25 protein-coding genes are annotated in these 26237 nt (G+C 67.2%); 11 read left to right on the top strand and 14 right to left on the bottom strand.

All coding sequences use genetic code 11. The annotated features are described in order from the left end of the window. Positions 1-91: 91 nt before the first annotated feature. Both ABZX86_RS02760 and sigJ read right to left on the bottom strand, forming a co-directional pair. A complete protein-coding gene (locus ABZX86_RS02760; protein WP_355119309.1) occupies positions 92-1279 on the bottom strand; it encodes an FAD-dependent oxidoreductase in 1188 nt (395 codons plus the stop codon). A gap of 81 nt (positions 1280-1360) precedes the next feature. Further along, positions 1361-2302 (bottom strand): RNA polymerase sigma factor SigJ, encoded by a 942-nt coding sequence (gene sigJ / locus ABZX86_RS02755; protein ID WP_355119308.1) that lies wholly within the window; start codon positions 2300-2302, stop codon positions 1361-1363. A 164-nt stretch (positions 2303-2466) separates the two neighbouring features. Between sigJ and ABZX86_RS02750 the strand changes: the two genes are divergently transcribed. After that, positions 2467-4566, top strand: a complete 2100-nt coding sequence (locus ABZX86_RS02750; RefSeq protein WP_355119306.1) for a thioredoxin domain-containing protein — start codon at positions 2467-2469, stop codon at positions 4564-4566. Here ABZX86_RS02750 and ABZX86_RS02745 read toward each other — a convergent pair. From ABZX86_RS02745 to ABZX86_RS02735, 3 genes are all read right to left on the bottom strand, one after another. After that, on the bottom strand, positions 4482-5012 hold the full coding sequence (locus ABZX86_RS02745) for a hypothetical protein (protein WP_355119304.1): 531 nt from the start codon (positions 5010-5012) through the stop codon (positions 4482-4484). The genes ABZX86_RS02750 and ABZX86_RS02745 overlap by 85 nt on opposite strands. Positions 5013-5272: 260 nt before the next feature. Continuing rightward, complete coding sequence (locus ABZX86_RS02740; RefSeq protein ID WP_355119303.1) at positions 5273-6847, bottom strand: adenylate/guanylate cyclase domain-containing protein; 1575 nt, start codon at positions 6845-6847, stop codon at positions 5273-5275. A gap of 135 nt (positions 6848-6982) precedes the next feature. After that, the gene (locus ABZX86_RS02735; protein ID WP_355119832.1) at positions 6983-7606 is read right to left on the bottom strand and encodes a hemolysin III family protein; all 624 of its coding nucleotides are present in this window, start codon (positions 7604-7606) and stop codon (positions 6983-6985) included. Between the two features lie 298 nt (positions 7607-7904). Here ABZX86_RS02735 and ABZX86_RS02730 point away from each other — a divergent pair, with 298 nt between their 5' ends. Then, a complete protein-coding gene (locus ABZX86_RS02730) occupies positions 7905-8684 on the top strand; it encodes an isoprenyl transferase (protein WP_355119301.1) in 780 nt (259 codons plus the stop codon). A gap of 95 nt (positions 8685-8779) precedes the next feature. Continuing rightward, positions 8780-9388 (top strand): hypothetical protein, encoded by a 609-nt coding sequence (locus tag ABZX86_RS02725; RefSeq protein WP_355119299.1) that lies wholly within the window; start codon positions 8780-8782, stop codon positions 9386-9388. Here the strand turns inward: ABZX86_RS02725 and coaA are convergent. Beyond that, entirely contained in the window at positions 9385-10317 is a 933-nt protein-coding gene (gene coaA / locus ABZX86_RS02720) for a type I pantothenate kinase (RefSeq protein ID WP_355119297.1), read from the bottom strand. The genes ABZX86_RS02725 and coaA overlap by 4 nt on opposite strands. Before the next feature lie 187 nt (positions 10318-10504). Here coaA and ABZX86_RS02715 point away from each other — a divergent pair, with 187 nt between their 5' ends. Continuing rightward, positions 10505-11701: a DUF885 domain-containing protein gene (locus tag ABZX86_RS02715; RefSeq protein ID WP_355119295.1), complete on the top strand. Its 1197-nt coding sequence runs from the start codon at positions 10505-10507 to the stop codon at positions 11699-11701. 586 nt (positions 11702-12287) lie between these two features. Further along, entirely contained in the window at positions 12288-13583 is a 1296-nt protein-coding gene (gene glyA, locus ABZX86_RS02710; RefSeq protein ID WP_355119830.1) for a serine hydroxymethyltransferase, read from the top strand. 230 nt (positions 13584-13813) lie between these two features. Here the strand turns inward: glyA and ABZX86_RS02705 are convergent, their stop codons facing one another. Together ABZX86_RS02705 and ABZX86_RS02700 are read right to left on the bottom strand one after the other, a co-directional pair. Further along, positions 13814-14176, bottom strand: a complete 363-nt coding sequence (locus tag ABZX86_RS02705) for a glutaredoxin domain-containing protein (protein ID WP_355119293.1) — start codon at positions 14174-14176, stop codon at positions 13814-13816. A gap of 92 nt (positions 14177-14268) precedes the next feature. After that, positions 14269-14541 (bottom strand): hypothetical protein, encoded by a 273-nt coding sequence (locus ABZX86_RS02700; protein WP_355119291.1) that lies wholly within the window; start codon positions 14539-14541, stop codon positions 14269-14271. A 21-nt stretch (positions 14542-14562) separates the two neighbouring features. Between ABZX86_RS02700 and ABZX86_RS02695 the strand changes: the two genes are divergently transcribed. From ABZX86_RS02695 to ABZX86_RS02680, 4 genes are all read left to right on the top strand, one after another. After that, a complete protein-coding gene (locus tag ABZX86_RS02695; RefSeq protein ID WP_355119289.1) occupies positions 14563-14949 on the top strand; it encodes a DUF488 family protein in 387 nt (128 codons plus the stop codon). A gap of 229 nt (positions 14950-15178) precedes the next feature. Further along, entirely contained in the window at positions 15179-16579 is a 1401-nt protein-coding gene (locus ABZX86_RS02690; RefSeq protein ID WP_355119287.1) for a PhoH family protein, read from the top strand. A 250-nt stretch (positions 16580-16829) separates the two neighbouring features. Further along, a complete protein-coding gene (locus tag ABZX86_RS02685) occupies positions 16830-17312 on the top strand; it encodes an esterase (protein WP_355119285.1) in 483 nt (160 codons plus the stop codon). A 138-nt stretch (positions 17313-17450) separates the two neighbouring features. Next, the gene (locus ABZX86_RS02680; RefSeq protein ID WP_355119283.1) at positions 17451-18308 is read left to right on the top strand and encodes an acyl-ACP desaturase; all 858 of its coding nucleotides are present in this window, start codon (positions 17451-17453) and stop codon (positions 18306-18308) included. A 222-nt stretch (positions 18309-18530) separates the two neighbouring features. Here the strand turns inward: ABZX86_RS02680 and ABZX86_RS02675 are convergent, their stop codons facing one another. Together ABZX86_RS02675 and ABZX86_RS02670 are read right to left on the bottom strand one after the other, a co-directional pair. Then, positions 18531-18953 (bottom strand): limonene-1,2-epoxide hydrolase family protein, encoded by a 423-nt coding sequence (locus ABZX86_RS02675; protein ID WP_327142016.1) that lies wholly within the window; start codon positions 18951-18953, stop codon positions 18531-18533. A gap of 66 nt (positions 18954-19019) precedes the next feature. Next, a complete protein-coding gene (locus tag ABZX86_RS02670; protein ID WP_355119281.1) occupies positions 19020-19748 on the bottom strand; it encodes a TetR/AcrR family transcriptional regulator in 729 nt (242 codons plus the stop codon). 105 nt (positions 19749-19853) lie between these two features. On the opposite strand from ABZX86_RS02670, the gene ABZX86_RS02665 reads away from it, so the two are divergent. Then, positions 19854-21038: an FAD-dependent monooxygenase gene (locus tag ABZX86_RS02665; protein WP_355119279.1), complete on the top strand. Its 1185-nt coding sequence runs from the start codon at positions 19854-19856 to the stop codon at positions 21036-21038. A gap of 78 nt (positions 21039-21116) precedes the next feature. On the opposite strand, the gene ABZX86_RS02660 is transcribed toward ABZX86_RS02665, so the two are convergent. Together ABZX86_RS02660 and glpX are read right to left on the bottom strand one after the other, a co-directional pair. Continuing rightward, a complete protein-coding gene (locus ABZX86_RS02660) occupies positions 21117-22523 on the bottom strand; it encodes a class II fumarate hydratase (RefSeq protein ID WP_355119277.1) in 1407 nt (468 codons plus the stop codon). Positions 22524-22702: 179 nt separating this feature from the next. Further along, positions 22703-23743, bottom strand: a complete 1041-nt coding sequence (gene glpX, locus ABZX86_RS02655) for a class II fructose-bisphosphatase (protein WP_327142012.1) — start codon at positions 23741-23743, stop codon at positions 22703-22705. Positions 23744-23939: 196 nt separating this feature from the next. Here glpX and ABZX86_RS02650 point away from each other — a divergent pair, with 196 nt between their 5' ends. Continuing rightward, positions 23940-24509, top strand: coding sequence for a DUF4245 domain-containing protein (locus ABZX86_RS02650; RefSeq protein WP_355119275.1), 570 nt, complete (start codon positions 23940-23942; stop codon positions 24507-24509). A gap of 149 nt (positions 24510-24658) precedes the next feature. Here ABZX86_RS02650 and ABZX86_RS02645 read toward each other — a convergent pair whose 3' ends face one another. Continuing rightward, positions 24659-24883 (bottom strand): exodeoxyribonuclease VII small subunit, encoded by a 225-nt coding sequence (locus tag ABZX86_RS02645; RefSeq protein ID WP_355119273.1) that lies wholly within the window; start codon positions 24881-24883, stop codon positions 24659-24661. Beyond that, a complete protein-coding gene (xseA, locus tag ABZX86_RS02640; protein ID WP_355119271.1) occupies positions 24876-26153 on the bottom strand; it encodes an exodeoxyribonuclease VII large subunit in 1278 nt (425 codons plus the stop codon). Before xseA ends, ABZX86_RS02645 begins: the two co-directional genes overlap by 8 nt. Positions 26154-26237: the final 84 nt, after the last annotated feature.

Here is a 26237-nt window from a genome sequence, read left to right as displayed (position 1 = left end):
AAACATGCAGCTGCGCAGTCGAACTGATCGTCTGCGGTATCAGGTCCGCCGCAGGCGGGGCGGACCTGATACCCGGTTCGGCACCGCGCGTTCAGACGGCCGCGGTACGCGCCGCCGCGCTGATCTCGGCGACTCGGCGCCGCCGGCTCGGCACCAGCAGGGTCGGGTGCCGCACGGACCAGGCCGCGCCCGAGCAGATCAGTTCCTTCAGGCGGGCGGCCTTGCGGCCCACGTCGACCTTCGAGGTCGGCTGATCTTCCGCGGTCACCTTCTGCACGATGGCATCGCGGCGGCCGAGGCTGATGCACTGGCCGTTGTAGCCGATCGGGGCATCGGGGACCGCACGTCCGGTCAGCCGGGCGGCGATGGCGTCGGCGCCCAGCCAGGCCATCGGGGAGGCGGTGGCGCAGCCCATGCGCAATGTCCTGCCGCCCACCCCCGCGGCGTGTGCGGCATCGCCGACGGCGTACACGTCCGGGTGTGAGACCGAGCGCTGGGTGGCGTCGACGACGATCCGCCCGGTCTCGGAGACGGTGAGCGTGCTGGCGGCCGCGATCGGATGCACGGCGAATCCCGCTGTCCAGACGGTTATCTGAGCGGGAATCTCCGCCCCCGGCCGGGTGACCACTCCCGCTTCGGTGACCCGGGTGACGTCGGCGTGCTCGTGGACGGTGATACCGAAGCGTTCGAACGCGCCGCGCAGGTGGCTTTGCGCCTTCTCGTCGAGCCAGTCGCCGACACCGCCGCGCGCGGCCATGGCGACCCGCAGATCCGGGCGTGCCTCGGCGATCTCGGTGGCGGTCTCGATGCCGGTCAGACCGCCGCCCACGATCAGCACGGTCTCGCCCGCCCGCAGCTGGGCCAGGCGTTCCCGCAGCCGCAGCGCGGCCTGCTTGCTCGCAACCTGGTGGGAGTGCTCGGCGACGCCGGGCACGCCGAAATCGGCGGTGGTGCTGCCCAGGGCGTAGACGAGTGTGTCGTAGGCGAGGGTCTCGATCGCCTGCGCGCCGAGCAGTTCGACGGTCTTGCGATCGGCGTCGATCGCATCGACGCGGGCGATGCGCACCTCGATGCCGGTGCCCGCGAACATCTTTCGCAGTGGGCGGGCCCGCAGGTCCTGCCCGGCGGCGAGCTGGTGCAGGCGCACCCGTTCGACGAAGTCGGGATCGGCGTTGACCAGGGTGATCTCGACGTCGCCGCGGTGCAGTCGCTTGGCCAGGCGGCCGGCGGTGATGGCTCCGGCGTATCCGGCTCCGAGGACGACGATGCGGTGCTTCATGGTGTTGCTCCTGTCTCGGTGGGTTCGGAACTTGAACCGGACAGCCGCGCGAATGCTGACAGGAGTCGACTGTGATGTGGGTCACCACAAATCGGGCAGGGGTGCTCCGGGTGCGTATGTGGCCCACCGGCGATTGGCATGCGCCAGTTTGTCGGGGTTGACGTGGCCGTGCACGGCGGCGATGCCGTCGGCGGTCACCTCCAGCACCACGATGCCGACAATGCGATCCGCGGCCACCAGGACCAGCGCGGGCCTGCCATTGACGATCGCGGCGAACGGTGTTGGCTTGCCGCCGAGCAGGTCCCACTTGGCGCCCGCGGGTTTGATGGCGAGCCGCACGAACAGCGCGATGCGCTCGGCGCCGACGAGCGGCCTGTTCAAGGTGGGGAAGTACGCGCCGCCGTCGCCGATGATGGCGGCGTCATCGGTGAGCAACCGCACCAGCTCGCCGGTGCGGCCGCTGACCGCCGCGGCCAGGAATTCCGCCACGATCCGGCGGGCGGTCGTCGCGTCCACCTCGATGCGCGCCCGTTCCACGGCCAAATGCTGTTTGGCGCGGCGATAGACCTGCTGGCAATGGGATTCGGTGATGTCGAGCAGGTCGGCTATCTCGTGGTGCGGGTAGCCGAAGGCCTCGCGCAGCACGTACACCGCGCGCTCGTTGGCGGTGAGCCGCTCCATGAGCGTGAGCATGGCGATCGACACCGATTCCCGCTGCTCGACGGTGTCGGCCGGGCCCAGTATCGGGTCGCCGGCCAGCACCGGCTCCGGAAGCCATTGCCCCACATAGGTTTCCCGGCGCGCGCGGGCCGAGGTGAGCTGGTTGAGGCAGAGATTGGTGAGCACCTTGGTCAGCCACGCCTCGGGCGTCTGCACGTACTCGCGGTCAGCGGCCTGCCAGCGCAGATACGTCTCCTGCACCGCGTCCTCGGCATCGCCGGCCGAGCCCAGCATGCGGTAGGCGATCGCCTCCAGGCGGCTCCTGGAGCTCTCGAACAGCTCGGCCTCGCGCGTGAGCAACATGTCAGCCATCGTCAGCCATACGCACCGGTCGCGTCCAGCCGAACCGGCCATTCGCGCTTACCGGAGAACAGGACTCGAGCGGAGTGCACTCGCGCCCGCAGTTGTCCGCTGTACACACGGGTGCGAACCGGCTGACCGGGGCTGTGCTGTGGAAAGCTGAAGGAGTGAACCTCCTGAAGGATGCCACCTCGCCGTACCTGCGCCAGCACGCCGACAATCCGGTGCACTGGCGGGAATGGGATGCTGCGGCGCTGGCCTCGGCGCGGGAGCGGGATGTGCCGATCCTGCTGTCGATCGGGTACGCGAGCTGCCACTGGTGCCATGTGATGGCGCACGAATCGTTCGAGGACGAGGGCACGGCGGGGCTCATGAACGAGAATTTCGTGTGCATCAAGGTGGATCGGGAGGAGCGGCCCGATCTGGATGCGGTGTACATGAATGCGACCGTCGCCATGACCGGGCAGGGCGGGTGGCCGATGACGTGCTTCCTGACGCCGGAGGGGGAGCCGTTCTACTGCGGCACCTACTACCCGAAGACGCCGCGGCACGGGATGCCGTCGTTCACGCAGTTGTTGAGTGCGGTCTCCGATACCTGGCGGAATCGGCGCGATGAGGTGGATCAGGCGGCAGCTCAGGTGGGGGAGGCGCTGCGGCAGCAGACGGCGGGGCTGCCGGACAGCATTGTGGCGCTCAGCGCCAACCTGCTCGATCACGCCGTCGCGTCCGTGCTGAAGGATATGGATCCCAAGCACGGGGGATTCGGCGGCGCACCGAAGTTTCCGCCGTCCGCACTGCTCGAGGGATTGCTGCGAGACTTCGAGCGGACCGGGAACGAGGCTGTGCGGCAGGCGGTTTCGTTCACCGCCGAGGCGATGGCGCGGGGCGGTATCTACGACCAGCTGCGCGGCGGCTTCGCCCGGTACTCGGTGGACGAGGCCTGGGTGGTGCCGCACTTCGAGAAGATGCTCTACGACAACGCACAACTGCTGCGGGTGTATTCGCACCTGGCGCGGCGGGCGCAGGACGGGGAGGACACGCCCTGGCGGGATCCGCTGGCGGCGCCGGACGCCTCGGAACCGCTGGCGCTGCGCGTGACCCGCGAAACCGCCGGGTTCCTGCTGGACGATCTGGGCACCGAACGCGGCGGGTTCGCCTCCGCGCTGGATGCCGACACCCACCTCGAACCCGGGCAGCCCGGGGTGGAGGGCGCCACCTATGTGTGGACTCCGGCAGAACTGAACGGTGAGCTCGGCGCGCACGACGGAGCCTGGGCCGCAGAGCTTTTCGGCGTCACCACGGCCGGAACCTTCGAACAGGGCACCTCGGTGCTGACCCGGTACCGGGATCCGGGCGCGGCGGATTACGAACGCTTCGAACGCATTCGGGCCACATTGAGCGCCGCCCGCCAGACCCGCCCCCAGCCCGCGCGTGACGACAAGGTGGTGACCGCCTGGAACGGCATGGCCATCACCGCACTCGCCGAAGCCGGTGCGGCGCACCTGAATCCGGTCTGGATCGCCGCCGCCGAGCGCTGCGCCGCCTTCCTGCTGAATGTGCATGTGCGCGAGGGCCGGGTCTGCCGCGCCTCTCTCGGCGGGGTCGCCGGGACCGCTCCCGGCGTGCTGGAGGATTACGCCTGGCTCGCACTGGGTCTGCTCGCCGTGCATCAGACCAGCAGTGGGGACTGGCTGGCGCAGGCGGAGCGCATTCTCGATGCCGCGGTCACGCACTTCGCCGATCCGGAAACCCCGGGCAGCTGGTTCGATACCGCCGACGATGCCGAAACCCTGGTCACCCGCCCGCGCGATCCCGTCGACGGTGCGACTCCGGCGGGGACCTCCGTGCTGGCCGACGCGCTGCTCACCGCCGCCGCCCTCAGTGATCCGGAGCGGGCCACCCGCTACCGCGAGCTGGCCGATCAGACGCTCACGCGCGGTGCGGTTCTGCTTGCGCGGGCGCCCCGTTCGGCCGGCCATTGGCTGGCGGTCGCCGAAGCCGCACTGCGCGGACCGATTCAGGTGGCAGTCTCCGCCGGCGACGCCGACCTGGACGGGTGGGCCGCCTGCCTCGTCACCGCAGCCCGCGTGGCCGCCCCCGGCGGCACCGTCATCGTCTCCGGCGATCAGGATTCCCAGCCCCTGCTGGCCGACCGTCCCCCGGTCGCGGACCTGTCCGCCGCCTACGTCTGCCGCGGTTCGGTCTGCGATCTGCCGGTCACCACCGTGTCGGAGGTCCGGGCCGCATTGCTGCCGCCACTGGCCTGAATCATCGCGGTGAGGGCCACCAGCACCGCCACGATATGCACACTGCGACACACGCCCAGCGTGACCGCGGCCGGAGTCCAATGCGCGAACAGGTCGCCGAACCGATCCGCCGTCAGCACCGCCGTGAGGGGCTCGACCACCAGCGAAGCCAGCCCGAGGGTGCCGAGCCCGAACACGAGAATGCCTCGGGCCCAACGGATATCGGCGGCCATGCGCAGTGCGACAGCGAATACCGCCGAGTAGATGGCGCCCCGCACGATCAGCGCCGACAGCAGCTCTCCCGCGCCCATCCCGTGGTCGCGGAGTTCCAGCACCACATGCAGCAGTGTCTCCCCGATCCCCGCCAGCAGTGCCAGAGCAATCGCCCGGAAGGCCAGCGACAGCAGCCGTGCATGTTGCGGCCCACCCGCATTCGGTGCTCTATCGGTAAAACCGGCATCGTCCATACCCGCAACAATGTCCCGCCCGCTCACCTCGCCGGATCACCCCCGAGTACTGCAACGCCCTAATCCCGCAGTACGACAACCCAATCCACGCAACGGCGTGACTTATCCCAGCTGTCTTCCCGCCTCGCGTCGTGTTTGGCGGGCGAGGTTATGGGTTAATTCGTTGCTGGGGGGTGCCGGCGGTCTTACAGTCCGGGTGTGTTTATTTCGAGTGCTTTGACCGGATATGCCGAGGACTCTCGGAACGCGTGCGTGGATGACTAGCGATCGGCTGCCTGGTCGGCGTCGGCTGGGGCCGGGGGTGCGACCGGGCGGGCAGCGGCCTGCGGGTCGGTGCCGTTGCGGCGGACTGTCCTGCGGGACGGAGTGTCGGTCCAGCCTGGAGTGGGCTCTTTGCGGCCGCGGAGGTGGAGGGTGTCGTGCAACTCCCACCTGCTGCGTTCGAACTCGGCGGCGGCGTCGATAACCGCCTGACTGGCCAGGATTCGGCGGCCGACCTGTTTGGCCTCGGTCGTGAGCCGGGCCGCTTCATTGACGGCGTCACCGATGACGGTGAATTCGAGGCGGGTGTCCGCACCGACATCACCGGCGAAAACGAGGCCGCGCGCCACACCGATGCCGACATCGAGTTCCCCCGCGGCGGCGACCTCGTCGCGAATGCGGCGGGCGGCCCGCAGTGCGGGGGTGGCATTGTCCTCCAGCGCGATCGGCGCACCGAAGATGCACAGGGCCGCATCACCTTCGAACTTGTTGACCAGCCCGTGATTGTCCTCGGTCGCCGTGATCACGATGGACAGCAGCCGGTTGAGTTTGGCGACGAAATCGTGCGGGGCCAGTTCGGTGGACAGTGCCACCGAACCGGTGACATCCACGAAAAGCGCTGTCACCACCTGTAGATCGCCGGTGAGATTGGTGGTGCCGGCCAGCGCGCGCTCGGCCACCTCGGTGCCGACGTGGCGGCCGAAGACGGTGCGCATATGTTCGCGCTCACGCAGATTCGCGGCCAGCTCGTTCACCGAATGCTCGAGGCGGCCGATCTCACTGGTGCTGCCGATCGGCACCTGCACATCGAGTTCGCCCCGCGCGATGCGATCGAGTGCGTCGCGCAGCGTATGCATCGGGGTGGCGACGGCGCGGGCCAGCGCGGCCGTGGCCACCGAACCCGCCGAAAGTCCCACCACCGCAAGGTAGATGCCGGTGCGAACGCGATCGCTCGGATCGGTCGTGGGATCGGCGAGCACGGTGATGAGCATGAGCAGCGGTACCGCGCCCACCACCGCGAAGGTGACCAGCACCCGCATGAGCACCGTGGAACTCCAGTGCGCGGTGTCGTCGAGCACCTCCGCCACCACCGGAATGGTGGGCCGGATCAGCCGGTCCACAATGAGATAGGTGAGAGCCGCCGACTCCAGCCCACCGAGCGTGAACATGGACAGCACCACCGCGAAATTCCGCGGCGAGGTGGCGTGCGCGTACACCGCGGCGGCGATGATCACACCCGGAATCCAGATGGCCAGCGCGCGCAGGGTGATGCCCATGGGCAGATGCAGCAGCCGCCGCGCCTCGGTCTCGGTGGGTGCGCGGCGCTGATCGAGCCAGCTGAAATAGTGCTCCCGATCGCGCACCGCGAGCACGATGCCGACCGCGGCGCCGATGGCCGGGTAGATGGCGACCTGGACGAAGGTGGTCATCCACGTCGATCCGAGGCGGCCGAAGAATCCGCTCAGCAGCAGTTCGGTGGAGATGACCGCGAGCCCGCTGAGGTTGCACGCCATGACGACCACCGAGAGTCCCCAGCGCGCGCGCAGCGCCCAGAGGATGAGCCTGCTTATCACGGCGCCAAGGGTGTCGCGCGGGTGGCGACAGTCGGTGGTGTCATCGCGGTTGCATGCCTAGGGGTCGTCCGGCTGATGTTCAGGACTTTAGAGACCTTTCGGCCCCAATTGCACGTTTGTGAGTTTTTGCTCCGGTCAGTGGAGCAGGACCAGCCAGACAGCAACATAGTGGCATAGGGCCGCGACGACCGTTGCCGCATGGAAGAACTCGTGATATCCGAAGACCCTGGGCCACGGGTCCGGCCACCGCGAGGCGTAGAGAATGCCGCCTACGCTATAGGCGATACCGCCCGCGAGCAGCAGTAATACCGGCGTCCAGCCGACATTGTGGATGAGGGTTCCGGCGACCGGCACAATGGCCCAGCCGAGCAGCAGATACAGCGGGACCCCGATCCAGCGAGGGGCGGTGGGCCACAGCATCTTCAGTGCGACACCCGCCACCGCGCCCGCCCACACCGTGATCAACAAGGTCGTCCCGGCGTGTCCGCGGACACCGAGCAGTGCGAACGGCGTGTAGCTGCCCGCGATGAACAGGAAGATCATCGAATGATCGGCCCGTTTCATCCACATGCGAGCGCGCGGCGTGCGCCAGTGCACCCGGTGGTAGGTCGCGCTGATACCGAACACCCCGCACACCGTCAGCCCGTAGACGGCGGTGGACCAGGCCGCGCTCGCCGAGATCGTCGAGGCCTTGCTCACCAGCACGATCACCGCGATGACGGCAACGCCGAAGGCCCACGCATGAATCCACCCGCGCATCCGCGGTTTGATCAGCGCGCCCGCCCCTCGACCGGAATCGAGGGCATCCGCCCCCGGGGCGAAAGGCTGCACAGTGTCCGACACGTTAGTTACCTCCTCAGTAACCTACGGTACCGTAGGTTAGCGCCCGAAAGTCTTGAAAGTGTTCTGAACAACTGGTTTCGCAAGTGTCGGGGTAACTCCCGGGGCACCCCCAGAACCGGCGCCCCACCTGACCGCACTGCGCGAATGGGACTGGACGACCTCTTGGCCGGGCGTCAAAGTTCCGGGGAGGCGGGGGAGCGTACTGTCACTTCCCGTGAAGCTTGCGAGTCAGGTGCGTGGACTCCCGTATCGGATTTACGAGGCCAGACTGGCCCAGCAGCTGGCGGGCAGGCAGCACCCCCGGCACGTCGCCGTCATGTGTGACGGTAATCGGCGCTGGGCGCGGGAGAACGGCTTCACCGATGTCAGTCACGGGCATCGGGTGGGGGCGCTCAAAATCGCCGAGCTGGTCGGCTGGTGCGGTGAGTCGGGCGTCGAGATGGTCACCGTCTATCTGCTCTCCACCGAGAATCTGCGCCGCGACCAGGACGAGCTGGACACCCTCTTCGAGGTGATCACCGATGTGGTCGACGAACTCTCTGCGCCGGAACAGAATTCGAGCGTGCGCATCGTGGGTGCGCTCGATCAGTTGCCGGACTACGTGGCCAAGCGGTTGCGGGTGGCGGCCGAGCGCACCAGCGGCCGCGACGGCGTGCACGTGAACGTGGCCATCGGCTACGGCGGCCGGCAGGAGATCACCGATGCGGTGCGCTCGCTGGTGCGCCAGGAGATCGAAGCGGGCGAGACCGGCGAGGATCTGGTGCAGTCGATCACCGTCGACGCCATCGGGCAGCACCTCTACACCTCCGGTCAGCCGGATCCGGATCTGGTCATCCGCACCTCCGGTGAGCAGCGGCTCTCCGGATTCCTGCTGTGGCAGAGCGCCTATTCGGAGATCTGGTTCACCGAGGCGTACTGGCCGGAGTTCCGGCGCGTCGATTTTCTGCGGGCCCTGCGTGATTTCGCTGCCCGGCACCGCCGTTTCGGCGTGTAAGACTCGTTCTGCGCAACACGGCATGTCAACGGTTGTGTTGCAGTGCAATGGCTTCCGTGGTTCGCGGGGCCGTCGCTGCCGTACCGTCGGAGTGCATGAGTGAGCTGCGCGAAGGGCAGAGTGGCCCGGGGGATTCGACGATTGTCACCACGGAGTCGTACCTCAGCTATGAGGAGTTCGGCCGCCGGTTTCTGGAGTACGCGGCCTCGCCGGGGCGGATAGCCGGGGCCTTCGAGAAATTGACCGGGGAGGCGTTCGAATTCGGCCCGATCGGGGTGGGACCGGGGCGGATAGCCAAACTGTCCGCCGGGGTGCGGCTGGGTCAGCCGCGGCTGAATCGGGAAGTGCAGGACAATATTTCGTACGACCTGGTGATCCCGCTGGATATCGATCTGCTCATCGATCTCGCGGTGGATCGCTACCCGTTCCATGTGGACGGCACCATCCACCTGCATCTGACCGTGCGCACCGCCGAGCCGCTGCGCGTGCTCATCGATATCGCCGAACCACAGCCCAGCAATGTGCGCATCAATGTGGCGAGCGCATCTCGCCGCGGGGAGCTGCTGCGCATTCTGGCCAGCGTCGATCACGAGATCCGCCGCTTCGTGGCGCGCTATATCGCGACCGAGATCCGCAAGCCGAATATCCAGGCCGCCACCGATATCGATGTGGCAGCACGCCTGGACGCCGCCTGGCGACTCTAGAGCTTGCGCAGCCGCAGCCGGTTGATGGCGTGGTCGGAGTCTTTGCGCAGTACGAGCGTGGCGCGCGGCCGGGTGGGCAGGATGTTCTCCACCAGGTTCGGGCGGTTGGTGCTGTGCCAGATCTCCTTGGCCTGATTGGTGGCTTCGGAATCGGTGAAGTTCGCGTAGTGGTGGAAGGCCGAATTCGGATCGGTGAAGGCCGTTTTGCGCAGGGACAGGAAGCGCTGCACGTACCAGTTCTCGATGTCCTCGATGCGGGCGTCCACATAGACGGAGAAGTCGAACAGGTCCGACACCATCAGGCGGGGACCGGTCTGCAGCACGTTCAGACCCTCGACGATGAGAATGTCGGGCTGGCGCACGCAGTGGAACTGCTCGGGCACGATGTCGTAGGCGATATGCGAATACACCGGCGCGCACACCTCGGGCGCACCGGATTTCACCTCGGTGACGAAGCGCAGCAGCTTGCGGCGATCGTAGGACTCCGGGAAACCCTTGCGGTGCATGATGCCGCGCCGGGTGAGTTCGGCTGTGGGGTAGAGGAATCCGTCGGTGGTGACCAGATCCACCCGGGGATGGTGATCCCAGCGCGCCAGTAGTGCCTGCAGCACACGTGCGGTCGTCGATTTACCGACCGCCACCGAGCCCGCCACGCCGATCACATACGGCACCTGGCGATCGGGATGGGTTTCCCCGAGGAAGGTCGCGGTCGCGGCGAACAGGCGCTGTTTCGCGGCGACCTGCAAATGAATGAGACGGGCCAGCGGGAGGTACACCTCCGCGACCTCTTCGAGGTCGATCTGCTCGCCGAGGCCGCGCAGGCCGGTCAGTTCTTCCTCGGTGAGCACCAGGGGAGTCGACTTGCGCAGGGTGCGCCACTGCTTCCGGTCGAATTCCACATAGGGACTCGGCTCGCTCATCCGTGCCACTTAGCCACGTCCCAGCGTCGGCCGACAACAGTTTCCGGACGGCAGACACGGCAACACTCCACGCATAGCCGAATTGTGCTCGGCCTCAACAGGGTGGTGAACACCAGGTGATGCTACTCACCGGTAACCGGAGTGACATTGGCTACACGCTCGAAGCTTGCCGGGCAATCCAATAAGGTCGTTCGCTATGGCAGCGCATCCACTCGTCACCGAATACCTGCGGCTGGGACTGGCTTTCGATCGGCTCGAGGAGGGCTTCGTCGACGCCTACACCGGTGATCCGGTGCTGCGGAGAGAAATCGAGAACGCACCCGCGCCGCAGCCGCGCGAGCTCGCGAACCAGGCCGCCGCACTGCTGAAGGAACTTCCGGAGGCGGGCCTGCCCGCCGAGCGCACCGAATTCCTGGAGGCGCATCTGCGGGCCCTGGAATGCTCCGGGCGCAAATTCGCGGGGGACGACATCTCCTTCATCGACGAGGTGCACGCCTACTTCGATGTCGAGATCGCCCCCGGCGACGAGGACGACTACCGCGACGCGCACCGGCAGCTGGACGAGGTGCTCCCCGGCGACGGCACGCTCTTCGAGCGCATCACCGCGCACCGCCGCGGTGACGAGATCCCGCCGGAACGCCTGCGCGAATGTGTGGACGCCTTCTCCAGCGCACTGCGCGAGCTGGTGCGCGAGCGCTATCCGCTGCCCGATAACGAGCGGGTCGAATACGAAGTGGTGGGGGACAAGCCGTGGTCCGGCTTCAACTACTACCTCGGCAACTACCAGTCCAAGGTCGCCATCAACTCCGACCTGAAACAGCATCTGTCCCAGCTGCCGCATCTGATCGCGCACGAGTCGTATCCGGGCCATCACACCGAGCACTGCCGCAAGGAGGCCGGACTGGTCGGGGCCGGGCAGGACGAGCAGACGCTGTTCGTGGTCAATACCCCGCAGTGCCTGATGGCGGAGGGGCTGGCCGATCTGGCGCTGAAGTCGATCGTGGGCCCGGGCTGGGGACGCTGGGCGCAGGACATCTACGCCGATCTCGGACTGCGCTTCGACGGGGAACGCGCCGAACGCATTTCGACCGCGTCCGGAAAGCTGCTGGGCGTGCGTCAGGATGCGGCGCTGCTGCTGCACGATCGCGGGCGCAGCGCCGATACCGTCGCGGAATTCCTGCAGCGCTGGAGTCTGACCACGCCGGAGCGGGCGCGGCAGTCGCTGCGCTTTCTGTCCTCACCGCTGTGGCGGGCCTACATCAGTACGTACGTGGAGGGTTACCGGCTGCTCGGGGGCTGGCTGGACCAGGCGCCGGATGGCGAGAATCGGTCCGAGCGTTTTCGCCGCCTCTTGGACGAACCCCTCACACCTGGCGCGATCCGCCGGATGTGAGGGGACTCCCCGATCAGGTCTCCGGAGCTTATGCGCCCCAGGTGGAACAGGCCGCGCCGCCGCTCGACATCGTGCACAGGGACTTGAGCAGGGTGATCAGGATGTCCGGAAGACCGGCGCCGGCGATATTGAAAAGCATGTGTGTCTACCTCGAAAGCTAGTTTGGGCCAATGACACTGGCGCACTGAGGCCAGTGGTCCGTCACCTTACCGAGATTTGTTGCTCCGCCATAGCCTGAATTTCGGAGGCTGTCCACCGCTTCGGACAAACCCACCGTCCCGGCTGCAATGACGCGAAAAATGCCCCCAGTTTTCGGGGCAGCTGTCCGGTCGGCGCGGCGTCCGCGAGCCGCGTGGCGTCGCGTAGGCCGGGCTCCGGATAAGATGGCCGGACCGCGACTGGCGCATTCGAGGTGGAAGCAACCACCGGGAAGCATCCAAGTCCCGCACCGCGCGCCTGGGTGCTGGGCATGAGGACTTCGGGCACCCCCGAAGCCCGGAGCGCGAAGGTTGCGATGGATCACTCAGTTACCGACACCCAGAACCCGCTGGTCGACACTCCGGCGACGGCCAATACACTCGGCCGGGTGACGCAGACGACCGCCTCTGTCAATTCTCAGTCCCTCGCCGAACTCGATCCCGAGGTGGCTGCCGCGATGGGTGGCGAGCTCGCCCGCCAGCGCGACACCCTCGAGATGATCGCCTCGGAGAACTTCGTGCCGCGCGCGGTCCTGCAGGCGCAGGGCAGCGTGCTGACCAACAAGTATGCCGAGGGTTACCCGGGCCGCCGCTACTACGGCGGCTGCGAGAACGTCGACGTGGTCGAGGATCTGGCCCGCGCCCGCGTCACCGAGCTCTTCGGCGCGGAATACGCGAATGTCCAGCCGCATTCGGGCGCGCAGGCCAATGCCGCCGTCCTGATGGCGCTGATGAACCCGGGCGAGAAGCTGCTCGGCCTGGATCTGGCGCACGGCGGCCACCTCACGCACGGCATGCGGCTGAACTTCTCCGGCAAGCTGTACGAGGTGCACGCCTACGGCGTCAGCAAGGAAGACCACCGCGTCGATATGGACGAGGTGCGCAAGATCGCCCGCGAGACCCGCCCGAAGGTGATCGTCGCCGGCTGGTCCGCGTACCCGCGGCACCTGGATTTCGCGGCCTTCCGCGAGATCGCCGATGAGGTCGGCGCGTACCTGTGGGTCGATATGGCGCACTTCGCCGGTCTGGTCGCCGCCGGGCTGCACCCGTCGCCGGTTCCTTTCGCCGATGTCGTCTCCTCGACCGTGCACAAGACTCTCGGCGGCCCGCGCTCCGGCCTGATCCTGGCCAAGCAGGAGTTCGCCAAGAAGCTCAACAGCGCGGTGTTCCCGGGCCAGCAGGGCGGCCCGCTCATGCATGCCATCGCCGCCAAGGCTGTGGCGTTCAAGATCGCCGCGGGCGAAGAGTTCGCCGAGCGTCAGGCGCGCACCATTCGCGGCGCCCAGATTCTCGCCGAGCGGCTCACCCGTGAGGACGCCACCGCGAAGGGCATCAATGTCCTCACCGGCGGCACCGATGTGCACCTCGTTCTGGTCGACCTGCGCAATTCGCAGCTGGACGGCCAGCAGGGCGAGGATCTGCTGCACGAGATCGGAATCACCGTGAACCGCAACGCCGTTCCGTTCGACCCGCGCCCGCCGATGGTCACCTCCGGCCTGCGCATCGGCACCCCGGCGCTGGCCACCCGCGGCTTCGGCGATACCGAGTTCACCGAGGTCGCCGAGATCATCGCCGCCGCACTGACCGGCTCCGCGGAGCTGGACTCGCTGCGCCAGCGAGTCTCCAAACTGGCTCAGGCCTTCCCGCTGTACGAGGGCCTCGAGGACTGGCGCCTGCTCGGCTGAGCCGAGCCTTAGACGAAAAGCCCCCGCGACCGAATCGGTCGCGGGGGCTTTCGAATGTGTCGGGACTGCTTGCCGGACCGCCGGGTCGCGAGCACGACCGTTTACCCGTGCGCGGGCATCGAACCCGTTGCCGAGCAGGCTGGAACACATTGGCGCGCAGGCATGGAACCCATTGGCACGCGGCTACAGGGCCGTTGGCGCGTACGGCGGAGTGGCCGTTGGGTGGGGGGTCAGTTCGCCGGTGGTGCAGGTGCTGCGGGGCGCGGGCGGGGGAGGTCGTCGCGGCGGAGCGGCCAGTAGCTGCGCGGGCCGCCGGTCAGGGCCAGGGCTTCGGTGGTGACGACGGAGATCAGCCACTTCGGGCGGGGATTCACCCAGGTGCGTTCCGACGCACCGTTTTTCAGCACGACGGTCGGCACCGTCTCATTGCCGTCGGCGACCTTGCGGACGAAGGCCGCCGCCTCCGGATCCTGCCAGATATCGACTTCGCGATGCACGATCCCATTGCTGTTGAGCGTACGGCGCAGTCGCGCGCAGAAGGGGCAGCCGGGGCGGCGGTAAACGACCAGTTCAGGGCCGGTGTCAGCGGTCATACCGGGATTGTATGGCGAAAAAGACTGCCCGCGAACAGTTCCTGGCCTGCACGGCAGTGATCGACCCGGCCCGAACGGCAGTGCGTGACGGGTCAGGCGTGCTTGCTCAGGTAGTCCACGTACATCGGGCGCAGCACCTCGCCGATCTCGCCCTCGCCCGCGTGCACGTAGTCGTCGAGCATGGGCAGCACGTACTTGATATCGGCCTCGCTCTCGCCCAGATCGCCGGAGGCGGCCTCGGCGGCCGGAATGGACTTCAGCAGCTCCCAGAGGAATTTCACATCACCGCGGCGAACCGCGGCCTTGACGGCCCGGTCGTGCAGTTCCTTGGTGGAGAGCGCCTCTAGATCCTGGGTATCGGCCATAGCGTCGACTGTAATGGACCCATGGCAGCGCAACCGAGGTACCGGGTCAAGCGTGTGTACGACGCGCCCGATGCGGACGACGGCCGCCGGGTGCTGGTGGATCGGCTCTGGCCGCGCGGCATCAGCAAACAGCAAGCGGCGATCGACGACTGGCCCAGGGAAGTGACGCCGTCGAACGAGCTGCGGAAGTGGTACCACGCGGACCCGCAGGCGCGACGCGCCGAATTCGAGACACGGTATCGACTCGAGCTCGACAATGACACGGCCCGAGATGTGCTGGCGCGGTTGCGCCGCGAGGCCGCGGTCGGACCATTGACGCTGGTGACAGCGGTGAAGGAGCCGGAGCACAGCCATGTCCCGGTATTGCTCGGTGAGCTGGCCGAAAGCCCTGCGGGGGAGGGACGTTAACGCGATCTTCACCAACACGCCTGTAAGTCGGGCAGCCGGATTGCGAATTCGGCAGTAACGTCGGGAGTGCGGGCCGCGTAGGTGTGGCTCGTACGGGAGGTCCTGATCGTGGCTGAGCAACTCAGTGCGAGGGGGCCGGCATCCGGCCCTCGGGTCATACGACCCTAACGGCCGACCGGCCCAGCGAGAACATTCGCGCGGTGCCGCGCGAGTGGCAAAGGAGCCCACCGTGACTGATGCACGCTCCGTCAACGCTCCCACCGGGAACGCCGCCTCCAACCGGGGCACGCGCACCACAGGTCCGGGAGTTCACGCCTCGCAGTCGTCCGATTCCGGACTGAAAACCTTCGTTGTGGATACGTCGGTGCTGCTCTCCGATCCCTGGGCGCTGACCCGCTTCGGTGAGAACCGCGTAGTGCTGCCGCTCGTGGTGATCAGCGAGCTCGAGGGCAAACGCCACCACCACGAACTGGGCTGGTTCGCCCGGGAGGCATTGCGGATGCTGGACGATTTGCGTCTGGCACACGGTCGGCTCGACCAGAAGATCCCGATCGGCACCGGGGGCGGAACGCTCCAGGTGGAGCTCAATCACACGGATCCGACCGTATTGCCGGTCGGATTCCGCACGGACAGCAACGATTCCCGCATTCTCGCCTGCGCGCTGAATTTCGCGGCCGAGGGTGAACGAGTCGTACTGGTATCCAAGGACATTCCGCTGCGCGTCAAGGCGAGCGCGGTCGGACTGCAGGCGGACGAGTACCACGCCCAGGATGTCGTCACCTCCGGGTGGACCGGCATGGTGGAGATCGAGGTCGGCTCCGAAACCGTGGACCGGCTCTACAGCGATTCCATCATCGATCTCGATGAGGCGCGGGATATGCCGTGCCACACCGGAATCCGGCTGCTGAGCTCGCGTGGCAGCGCACTGGCCCGGGTGTCTCCGGACAAGCGGATTCAGCTGGTGCGTGGCGATCGTGAGGCCTTCGGGTTGCACGGGCGCTCCGCCGAACAGCGCATCGCCCTGGATCTGCTGATGGACGAGAGCATCGGGATCGTCTCGATGGGCGGCCGGGCCGGCACCGGCAAGTCCGCACTCGCGCTCACCGCGGGTCTGGAAGCCGTGCTGGAGCGCCGGACGCACCGCAAGGTCGTGGTGTTCCGCCCGCTGTACGCGGTCGGCGGCCAGGATCTCGGCTATCTGCCCGGTAGTGAGAGCGAGAAGATGGGGCCGTGGGCGCAGGCCGTCTTCGACACCCTCGACGGGCTCGCCAGTCCGGAGGTGATGGAGGAGGTGCAGGCGCGCGGCATGCTGGAGGTGTTGCCGCTCACCCATATTCGCGGGCGGTCGCTGCACGACTCCTTCGTGATCGTGGACGAGGCGCAGTCCCTCGAACGCAATGTGCTGCTCACGGTGCTCAGCCGTTTGGGCAGCGGGTCGCGGGTGGTGTTGACGCACGATGTGGCGCAGCGCGACAACCTGCGGGTCGGCCGGCACGACGGTGTTGCCGCCGTGATCGAGAAGCTCAAGGGGCATCCGCTCTTCGCGCACATCACGCTGACCCGCAGCGAGCGGTCGCCGATCGCGGCACTGGTCACCGAGATGCTGGAGGAGTTCGGGCCGAACGCGTGAGCATGCGGTAGTCAGCTTTTCCACTGCCCTGATCAGCCGGACGTCTCCGGCTGATCAGGGCAAATCTTTGGTGTGTGTTTCAACTCACATGTTGCAGGGTATATTTCGCTGAAATAGCTGCTCGGCGGTTTACTCGGCGAGATCTGCATATTCGCCGAATGGTTGCCGGGTGCCTGGCCCGAGTTACCGAGAGGATGAAATGCACACCTTCGCTCGACGTACGGCTGGCATCATCGCGGCCGTTGCGGTCGTGACCCTTTTCACCGCGGGCTGCGATAAGGACAATAAGGATTCCAAGTCCGATGCGACCAGCACGGTCGTGGTGACCACCACCGAGCAGCCGACCACCGGCGGCGAGACCACCGGCGCCACGGAGACCAAGATCGCCACGCGGGACGGTGAAATCGCCGTCGGCGGAACCGTTCTCGCCAAGTACAACGAATTCAAGGGTGAGGCCGGACCGCTCGGCGCGCCCACCGGTCCGGAGCAGGACACACCCGGCGGCGGCATTTCACAGGAATTCGCGGGCGGCGCCATCTGCAGCAGCCCGACGACCGGAACGCATGTGGTGTGGGGCGAGATCCGCAAGGCCTGGGACGAGAACGGTGGTCCCGGAGGCAAACTCGGCTACCCGACCAGCGATGAGACCGATATCCCGGGCGGCAAGCAGAGCGAGTTCACCGGCGGCAATATCACCTGGGTGAACGGGCAGACCAGCGTCAACGAGAAGTAGCGGGGCCGTCGGTCCGGGGCCTTCCCTGCCCCGGACCGCGTCGCCCGCACCCCGGCTGCGGCCGCTGCCGACGCCATAGCCGTTGCGAATGCAGGACGAAGATCCCCACGTTTGCCGCGCAGCCGCTAGGTTGTCCACGTGCAGAACGATTTGGCCGACCGCGAACTGCTGGTATCGCTGGCAGCGGAGGTGGAAGCAAACCTGGTTCGCCATATCGCCCTCGCGGCGGAATGGCAGCCTCACGACTATGTGCCGTGGGACGACGGCCGCAACTTCGAGTTCCTCGGTGGAACCGATTGGGAGCCCGGGCAGTCCGAGCTCAGTGATGTCTCCAAGCTCGCGCTGACCGTGAGCGTGCTGATTGCCGACAATCTGCCCGCGTACCACCGGGAGCTCGGCAAGTACCTGCGCACCGGTCCCTGGTGGCGCTGGGTCGGCCGCTGGACCGCCGAGGAGAACCGGCACGAGATCCTGATCCGGAACTACCTCATGGTGACCCGTGCGGTGGATCCGATCGAGCTCGAGCGCGCGCGCATGACGCATATGGTGGAGGGCTTCAGCCGCCCCGCCATGCATCTGCTCGATGTGCTGGCCGCCTGCGCGCTCGAGGAGACCGCCGCCGCCATCCGGCATCGCAATACCGCGGCGACCGCCGACAGTCCGATCGTCGCCACCATTGCCGAGCGCCTGGCGGCCGATGACGAACTGCAGGCCGTCTTCTTCGCGAACCTGATCTCCGCCGCGCTCGACCTGGCCCCCGATCAGGCCGTGCGCGCCATTGCCGACCGCATCGCCGACTTCCACGTCCCCGTGGTCAAGCTCGCCGACGGCACCACCAGCGACGAGTTGCTCGCCGAGGCCGGCATCTACGACCGCGCCAACGAGCCCGCCCTCGTCTTCGGCCCTCTCCTGGAACGCTGGAACATCTTCACCCGCACCGACTTCAGCGAAGCCGGCGAAAAGGCCCGCGCCGAACTCGCCCACCTCCGCTCCTGACCCGTTCGCGTTCGGCGCGTGTGCGTTCAGTATCCGCGGGCCCGCCCGCCGGTTCCGTATCGCGTATTCCGGCTGTCCCTCAGGGGCAGCCGGTTCGCGTTCGGGGTCTATGGCCGACCGCCCGCGGTATTGCCTACGACTATGTCCGACACCGGATTCCGGCTGCCGCATGGTGGCAGCCGGTTCGTGGACGGCAGAGCTATCGTGCGGTTGGGGCGACTGTCAGCGGCCGCGGGCTGCGCGGAAGAGGCCTACCGCGGTGCCGCGGAGGAAGTTCTCCCAGCTGAAGTGGTCGTGCCACAGGGTGATTCGGCCGTCGCGGAGTTCGAAGGTGCCGCAGACCCAGAAGGCGATCTCGACGGGGCCGAAGCGTAGGTAGTCGGTGCGTTCGGTCAGGACCACGCCGTCCTCGTCGGCGGCCGCGTGGTGCATATCGGCACGGAAGCCGTAGCGGGGATTGCTGAGCTTGTCGAGAATCCAGCGCACGCGGTCGGCGCCCCGCACATCCGGCAGCGAGGTGTTCTTCCAGACGATGGCGGGATCGACGAGATCGAGGGCCTCGGTGACGGCCTTCATCTCCATGGCGGCGAAGAACTCGCGCACGGTGGTGACGGCATCCTGCTGCAACTCCGGTAAGTCGGACATGATTCGACTGTAGGCCGAGCACTCACGGGCGCATAGACATTCGCCGCCTTCGCACCCCCGACACGGTTATTTCCGGCTGTCGATCAGGACCCCGATGCCGTCGAGAATGCGGTCGATCCCGAATCGCAGCGCCTGATTGCGGCCGGTGTCCCCGTCGGGACGGGCGGCTTGCTCGGCGAGGGCCTGTGCGACATGGGGATAGCGGTGGCCGTGCTCGATCAGCACCGCACCCAGTTCCTTGACCAGGTCCTCCTCCATATCGAGTCCGTGGGCGGGCCCGAGTGTCTGCGCCAGGCCTCGGACGTGGCCGAACAGCAGCACCACGCTGTCCATTTGTTCCGAGGCGGTCAGGCCGTTGCCGTCCAGGGCGTCGAGTCCGGCCTCCAGCCAGCTCATTTCATTGGGGCCGAGCGGCCGAATGCCCACGGCCAGCTCCAGCCCCCAGTGATGGACGCCGAAGCGTTCGAAGGCCGTCTCGCTATAGCGGGTGAGGTAGGCGCGCCAGGGTTCGGATGCATCCGGTGTCGCGGCACCCCGCTCCGGCGGCCGGCCGAGTGCCGCGTCCAGCATGACCGCCGTGAGCTCGGCTTTGCCCGGGACATAGCGGTACAGCGCCATCTTCGCGCACCCCAGCCGTTCGGCCAGCCGCTGCATGGACAGATTGCCGAGCCCCTCGGCATCGGCGAGCGCCATGGCCTCGGCGACGATCTGCTCGAGCGTGAGGGACGGTTTCGGCCCGCGCTTGGGCTTCTGCTCGATACCCCAGAGCAGCTCTGTTGTGGTCGGTCCCGGCATGCCCGTCATCCTTCCTGAATTTTCCACTTGACGCCCAACTGCGTCCATCGTACGCTAATAAACAACAGCGGCCGACGGACGCAAATGAATATCAGGAGCGACATCATGCGCAACACCACCGTTCTCATCTCCGGCGCTTCCATCGCGGGCCCGGCCCTGGCCTACTGGCTGAGCCGCTACGGCTTCGACGTCACCGTGGTCGAGAAGTCCCCCGCACTGCGGGCGGGCGGCCAGGCGGTCGACTTCACCGGCCACACCCACATGGCGGTGCTGGAGCGCATGGGGATCCTCGAGGACCTCGAGCGCCGCCAGACCGGCAAGACGGATATGGTGATCGTCGATGAGGGCGGGAACGAAAAAGCGCTCATCTCAGGCGATTTCACCGGCGGCGATCTCGAGATCCTGCGCGGCGATCTGGCCGATGTCATCTATCAGCGCACCGCGCGGAACTGCCGATACCTGTTCGGCGACACCATCACCGCGCTCACCGAGACCACCGACGGCGTCCATGTCGAATTCGCGCACGCCCCCGCCCAGCGCTTCGATCTCGTCTTCGGCGCGGACGGCATCCACTCCCGGGTGCGGAAACTGGCCTTCGGCCCGGAACAGAAGTTCGTGAAGCACCAGGGCCACTACTACTGCCTCGCCGGCGCGTCGAAGTGGGAGAGTCAGCCCGATGCCCCGCGCGAGCGTGCGGTGTCGTACGCCCTCAATACGCCGGGCCATCTGGCCAGCCTCGGCAACTCCAAGGCCGCGCAGATGTATATGTTCGCCTCGCCTCAACTCGACTACGACCGTGATGATTTCGACGCCCAGCGCCGCATCGTCGCCGATCAGTTCGCCGGCATCGGCTGGGAGGTGCCGCGCATGCTGGCCGACCTGCCGCACCTGGACGGCTTCTACCTCGACTCCCTCAGCAAGGTGACGATGAAGAACTTCGTGCAGGGCCGAGTGGCCCTGGTCGGTGATGCGGGCTACGGCAATACCCTCGCCGGCTTCGGCAGCGGTCTCGCGATTGTCGGCGCGTACGTTCTCGCCGGTGAATTGGCCGCGGCGGACGGCGATTACACCGTCGCCTTCCCGCGCTACCAGGAGATGATGAAGCGCACCGGGAAAATGGCCGGCGCCTCCAGCCCGGGCGCATTCCTGGCGCCCAAGACCGCGCTCGGGCTGCGCTTCCGCAATTGGTTCCTGGGCTCCCGATTCTTCGCCATGATGGTCAAGTCCGCCGAGAAGTCCAAGAACGATATCGATCTGAAGAACTACCCGGAAATCGTTGCCGCTCGGTGAAATACGACAAATGCGGGCACGGTGGCGAATGCCTTCCGTGCCCGCACAGTCGTGTCCGGAACTACCTCCGGTGCGGGCTCACTCTTTGTTGTAGTCGACCTTCGACATGGACAGCACATCGAGACGGCGATCGAGTTCCTCGATCGAGAGGTTGTCGCCGATCAGACCGCGATCGATGACCGTCTGGCGAATCGTCTTGTGCGACTTGACCGCCTCCTTGGCGACAGCCGCGGCCTCCTCGTACCCGATGGCCGAATTCAGTGGCGTCACAATGGACGGCGAGGATTCGGCGAGCCGGCGCAGGCGATCGACATCGGCGACCAGCCCGGCCACGCACTTATCGGCGAAGAGCCGGGAAACATTGGCCAGCAGGCGAATCGACTCCAGCACATTGCGCGCCATCACCGGAATATAGACATTGAGCTCGAAGGCGCCATTGCCGCCACCCCAGGCGATCGCGGCATCATTGCCGATGACCTGCGCCGCCACCTGCGTAACAGCCTCGGGCAGTACGGGATTGACCTTGCCGGGCATGATCGAGGAGCCGGGCTGCAGATCCGGCAGCTGGATCTCGGACAGTCCGGTGAGCGGGCCCGAACCCATCCAGCGAATATCGTTCGCGATCTTGGTGAGGCTGATGGCGACCGTGCGCAGCGCACCGGAGAGCTCCACCAGGCCGTCGCGGGCGGCCTGCGCTTCGAAATGGTTGCGGGCCTCCGACAGTGCGTCGATATCCGTCGACTTCTTGAGCTGGGCAACCACTTTCGCGCCGAAGTCGTCGGGCGCGTTCAGCCCGGTGCCGACCGCGGTGCCGCCGATGGCCAGCTCACCCAGGCGCGGGAGCGTGGTCAGCAGGCGTTCGATACCGGCGCTGACCTGCCGGGTGTAGCCGCTGAACTCCTGACCCAGGGTGATCGGCACGGCATCCATCAGGTGGGTGCGGCCGGACTTCACCACATCCCGCCACTGCACCGACTTGTCCAGCAGCGCCAGCCGCAGATGATCGAGCGCCGGGACCAGGTCCTTCACCACGGCCTCGGTCGCGGCGACATGTGTTGCGGTGGGGAAGGTGTCGTTGGAGGACTGCGACATGTTCACATCGTCGTTGGGATGCACGGTGACGCCATTGCGCGCGGCGATGCCCGCGATCACCTCATTGGCGTTCATATTCGAGCTGGTGCCCGAGCCGGTCTGGAATACGTCGATCGGGAACTGGTCGTCGTGCTTGCCGTCGGCGATCTCGGTGGCGGCGGCGACAATGGCATCCGCCTTGGCCGGGTCCAGCAGACCCAGATCGCGGTTCACGGTCGCACAGGCCGCCTTCAACAGGCCCAGCGCCCGGATCTGCGCGCGCTCCAGGCCGCGGCCACTGATGGGGAAGTTCTCTACCGCACGCTGAGTCTGCGCCCGCCACAGTGCGTCCACGGGGACGCGGACCTCACCCATGGTGTCGTGTTCGATGCGGTACCGGGTGTCGTCTGCCATGAATCCGACCCTAGGCCCGCACCGGGGTGGATGGGGGTGCCACGCCTGAGGGAATCAGCACACGGCCGCTCGGGAATAGGCCCGGAACAAGGCAACGGCCGGAGCGCATGCGAAGCGCTCCGGCCGTCATCGTCGAACCCGCTGTGCCGGAGTCATTGCCCCGGTGCGGGTTTCGCCGCTCAGAACATGGGCGGCGCGGCCTGGTCGTCGCCGACGAAGTCGACCGACGCGTACTCGCGCAGCTTGGTGAGGCGGTGGTAGGCATCGACGATGCGCACGGTGCCGGACTTGGCGCGCATGACGATGGACTGGGTGTACGCGCCGCCGCCGAAGTAGCGCACGCCGCGCACCAGGTCACCGTCGGTGACGCCGGTGGCGCTGAAGAAGACGTCCTCACCGGAGACGAGGTCCTCGGTATTGAGCACGCGGTCCAGATCGTGGCCGGCGTCGAGGGCCTTCTGCCGCTCCTCGTCGTCCTTCGGGGCCAGCTTGCCCTGCAGCGCACCGCCCATACAGCGCATGGCGGCCGCGGCGATAATGCCCTCGGGCGTGCCGCCGATGCCGATCAGCACGTCGACGCCGGATTCCGGGCGGGCGCAGGCGATGGCGCCGGCGACGTCACCGTCGGAGATGAGGCGGATGCGGGCGCCCGCATCGCGGACATCCTGGATGTACTGATTGTGGCGCGGGCGGTCCAGCACGCACACCGTCAGATCGGAGACGAAGGAGTTCTTCGCCTTCGCGACGCGGCGCAGGTTCTCCGCGATCGGGGCCGCGAGGTCGATGACGTCGGCGGCTTCGGGGCCGACCGCGATCTTCTCCATGTAGAACACGGCCGACGGGTCGAACATGGCGCCGCGCTCGGCGACCGCGAGCACGGAGATCGCGCCGGGCGAGCCCTTCGCCATCAGGGTGGTGCCGTCGATGGGGTCGACCGCGAAGTCCAGTTCCGGGCCCTCGCCATTGCCGACCAGCTCACCGTTGTAGAGCATGGGCGCTTCGTCCTTCTCGCCCTCGCCGATCACCACGATGCCGCGCATGGTGACCGTCGATACCAACTGCCGCATGGCGTCCACTGCCGCGCCGTCGCCGCCCTCTTTGTCGCCGCGGCCGACCCAGCGACCCGCTGCCATCGCGCCGGCCTCGGTGACCCGGACCAACTCCAGAGCGAGGTTGCGGTCCGGGGCCTCACGGCGGGATGCGGGTGTCGGTGCCGTCATTACGGTGCCTCCTAGGTTGTCTACTGCTGCGTGAATTGTCGCATTGCGCTTCCGGGCCCTAGACAAGTACTTGCGTTTCACTTCCGGCCCGGCGCTGGACCTTTACGGACGAGCCGCTTGACGCGGGGGATGTGCAAGGGCGCGGACACCTGCCCTGTGAGGAGGGTCGCAGTAAGGGTCCGTGGATACTGGGGGCGTGTCGAACACGAAGCCGCGGATCCTGAACGACTGGCGGGACCTCATCTGGTCCCTCCTGCCACTGGTACTGATCTGCCTGGTCATTGCCGGCATCGCCAGCCAGTGCACCTTCACCGCGAACGGCCCCACCCAGGGCCAGGTCCCGCACTTCGATGCGCACACCGCTCTCGCAGACGATGCCAAGACCATCGGATTCCCGATTCGCGAGCCCGCGCTGTCCGCCGATTGGAAGCCGAACTCCGGCAGCCGCGACACCATCCCCGCCGCGGGCGGCGGCGCGGTGAGCACCGTCGGCTACATCACACCGCAGGGCAGCTACATGCAGTACACGCAGTCCAACGCCACCGAGGACGTGCTCGCCAAGAAGATCGTCGGCTCCCGCTACGCCAGCGGCACCGCGCAGATCGGCGACCGCAAGTGGGTCGAATACTCCGAGCCCGGCAGCGAACCCGCCTGGATCACCGACTTCGGCGACGTCCGAATTCTGATCAAGGGCGCCGGCAACGCCTCCGCCTTCAACACCCTCGCAACCGCCGTGGACACCGCGCAGCCGCTCCCCGCGCACTGATCGCCCGCAACAGCCCGTCGCGGTCGGGCAACGGAACAGCCCGTGCCGCAGTCGAACAGCAGTGAGATGTGCTGTGCGACTACGACACGGGCTGTTCGGTCTGACGCGGGCTGTGTGATTACGACACGGGCCGGTCGGTTCGGTGCGACTCAGTTCTCCGTGGTGCGGTGGGAGAGGGCGTCTTCGACGCGTTTGCGCGCACCGGCGAGGTGTTCCTCGCAGCGGTTGGCAAGGGCTTCCCCGCGCTCCCAGAGGGAGAGGGAATCGTCGAGGTCGAGGCCGCCCTGTTCGAGCATCTTCACCACATTGACGAGCTCGTCACGGGCGCGTTCGTAACCGAAGGCGGTGATCTCGGTGAGGTCGGACTCAGTCATTCGGGGTGGATTCCTTTCGGGGGCCGAGGGATTGGGAGCCGAGTGCGGCGGCGGTGAGCGCACCGTCGGCCACCCGGATGCGGAGCTGACTGCCCGCGGGAGCGTCGTCGATGGAGCGGACCACCTCGCGCTCCTTGCCGAGAACCTTCTGCACCACCGCATAACCGCGCGACAGGGTGGCCGCCGGTCCCAGCGCGGAGAGTTTTTCACGCAGGTGCCGGGTGGCCGTGGATTCGGTGGTGAGGCTCTGGTTGATGGCGCGGCGGGTGGCGGTGCGGAAGCGCTCCACCTCGTCGTGGCGCTGCTCCAGCAGGCGCAGCGGGTCCGCCAGCACCGGGCGGGAGCGGAGCTGTTGCAGGGCACGGGATTCGCGGTCCACCCAGCCGCGCAGCGCCGCGGCGGCGCGGGCCTGCAATTCGCGCAGCAGCGCGGATTCGGCTGCGGCGTCGGGGACTATGCGCTTGGCGGCATCGGTGGGAGTCGCGGCGCGCAGGTCGGCGACATAGTCGCTGAGCGGATTGTCGGGCTCGTGGCCGATGGCGCTGACAATCGGGGTCTTGGCCGAAACTATTGCCCGGCACAGTGTTTCATCGGAGAAGGGCAGCAGATCCTCGACACTGCCGCCGCCGCGCGCCAGCACGATGACATCGACCGCCTCGTCGGCGTCCAGGGCGGCCAGCGCCTCCAGGATCTGCGGTACCGCGGTCGGGCCCTGGACGGCGGTATTGCGGATCTCGAATTGCACGGCGGGCCAGCGCTGGGTGGCCACCGTCACCACATCGTGCTCGGCGGCGCTGGCGCGGCCGGTGATGAGGCCGATGCGATTGGGCAGGAACGGAATCGGACGCTTGAGGCGGGGATCGAAGAGGCCCTCCGCGGCCAGCAGCGCCTTGAGTCGTTCGATGCGGGCGAGCAATTCTCCGATGCCGACCGGTCGGATCTCGGTGACACGCAACGAGACCGTGCCGCGCGCGGTGAAGAACGACAGCTTGCCGTAGACCACCACCCGGCTGCCCTCCTGCAGCGGCACCGGCGAATTGCGCAGCAGATCCGGATCACAGGTCACCGTGAGCGACATATCGGCGGCGGTATCGCGCAGCACCAGGAAGGCGGTGCGGGTGCCGGGCCGCAGATTGATCTGGGTGATCTGCCCCTCCACCCAGACCGCGCCCAGCTTGTCGATCCACTGCGCCACCTTCACGGCAACGGTGCGCACCGGCATCGGATTCTCGGCGGAACTCGGCGGCTTCGCCGGCTGGTCGGTGGTCACCGCACCGATTCTGGCAGTACCGACCGACGGGAACCCGCAGCGCCCGCCGAAAACTGCCCCCGCAACGTCAAACGCCGACCGCCT

Source organism: Nocardia sp. NPDC006630 (assembly GCF_040611495.1).
In the GTDB taxonomy this organism is placed as follows: domain Bacteria; phylum Actinomycetota; class Actinomycetes; order Mycobacteriales; family Mycobacteriaceae; genus Nocardia.
This window is presented reverse-complemented; position numbering and strand designations above follow the sequence as displayed.

Excerpts from the sequence above, each read along its gene's own strand:
- ABZX86_RS02760 (WP_355119309.1), bottom strand. The coding sequence starts at position 1,279 with ATGAAGCACCGCATCGTCGTCCTCGGAGCCGGATACGCCGGAGCCATC.
- sigJ (WP_355119308.1), bottom strand. The coding sequence starts at position 2,302 with ATGTTGCTCACGCGCGAGGCCGAGCTGTTCGAGAGCTCCAGGAGCCGC.
- ABZX86_RS02745 (WP_355119304.1), bottom strand. The coding sequence starts at position 5,012 with ATGGACGATGCCGGTTTTACCGATAGAGCACCGAATGCGGGTGGGCCG.
- ABZX86_RS02735 (WP_355119832.1), bottom strand. The coding sequence starts at position 7,606 with ATGCGCGGGTGGATTCATGCGTGGGCCTTCGGCGTTGCCGTCATCGCG.
- ABZX86_RS02725 (WP_355119299.1), top strand. The coding sequence starts at position 8,780 with ATGAGTGAGCTGCGCGAAGGGCAGAGTGGCCCGGGGGATTCGACGATT.
- ABZX86_RS02715 (WP_355119295.1), top strand. The coding sequence starts at position 10,505 with ATGGCAGCGCATCCACTCGTCACCGAATACCTGCGGCTGGGACTGGCT.
- ABZX86_RS02705 (WP_355119293.1), bottom strand. The coding sequence starts at position 14,176 with ATGACCGCTGACACCGGCCCTGAACTGGTCGTTTACCGCCGCCCCGGC.
- ABZX86_RS02700 (WP_355119291.1), bottom strand. The coding sequence starts at position 14,541 with ATGGCCGATACCCAGGATCTAGAGGCGCTCTCCACCAAGGAACTGCAC.
- ABZX86_RS02695 (WP_355119289.1), top strand. The coding sequence starts at position 14,563 with ATGGCAGCGCAACCGAGGTACCGGGTCAAGCGTGTGTACGACGCGCCC.
- ABZX86_RS02675 (WP_327142016.1), bottom strand. The coding sequence starts at position 18,953 with ATGTCCGACTTACCGGAGTTGCAGCAGGATGCCGTCACCACCGTGCGC.
- ABZX86_RS02670 (WP_355119281.1), bottom strand. The coding sequence starts at position 19,748 with ATGCCGGGACCGACCACAACAGAGCTGCTCTGGGGTATCGAGCAGAAG.
- ABZX86_RS02665 (WP_355119279.1), top strand. The coding sequence starts at position 19,854 with ATGCGCAACACCACCGTTCTCATCTCCGGCGCTTCCATCGCGGGCCCG.
- ABZX86_RS02660 (WP_355119277.1), bottom strand. The coding sequence starts at position 22,523 with ATGGCAGACGACACCCGGTACCGCATCGAACACGACACCATGGGTGAG.
- glpX (WP_327142012.1), bottom strand. The coding sequence starts at position 23,743 with ATGACGGCACCGACACCCGCATCCCGCCGTGAGGCCCCGGACCGCAAC.
- ABZX86_RS02645 (WP_355119273.1), bottom strand. The coding sequence starts at position 24,883 with ATGACTGAGTCCGACCTCACCGAGATCACCGCCTTCGGTTACGAACGC.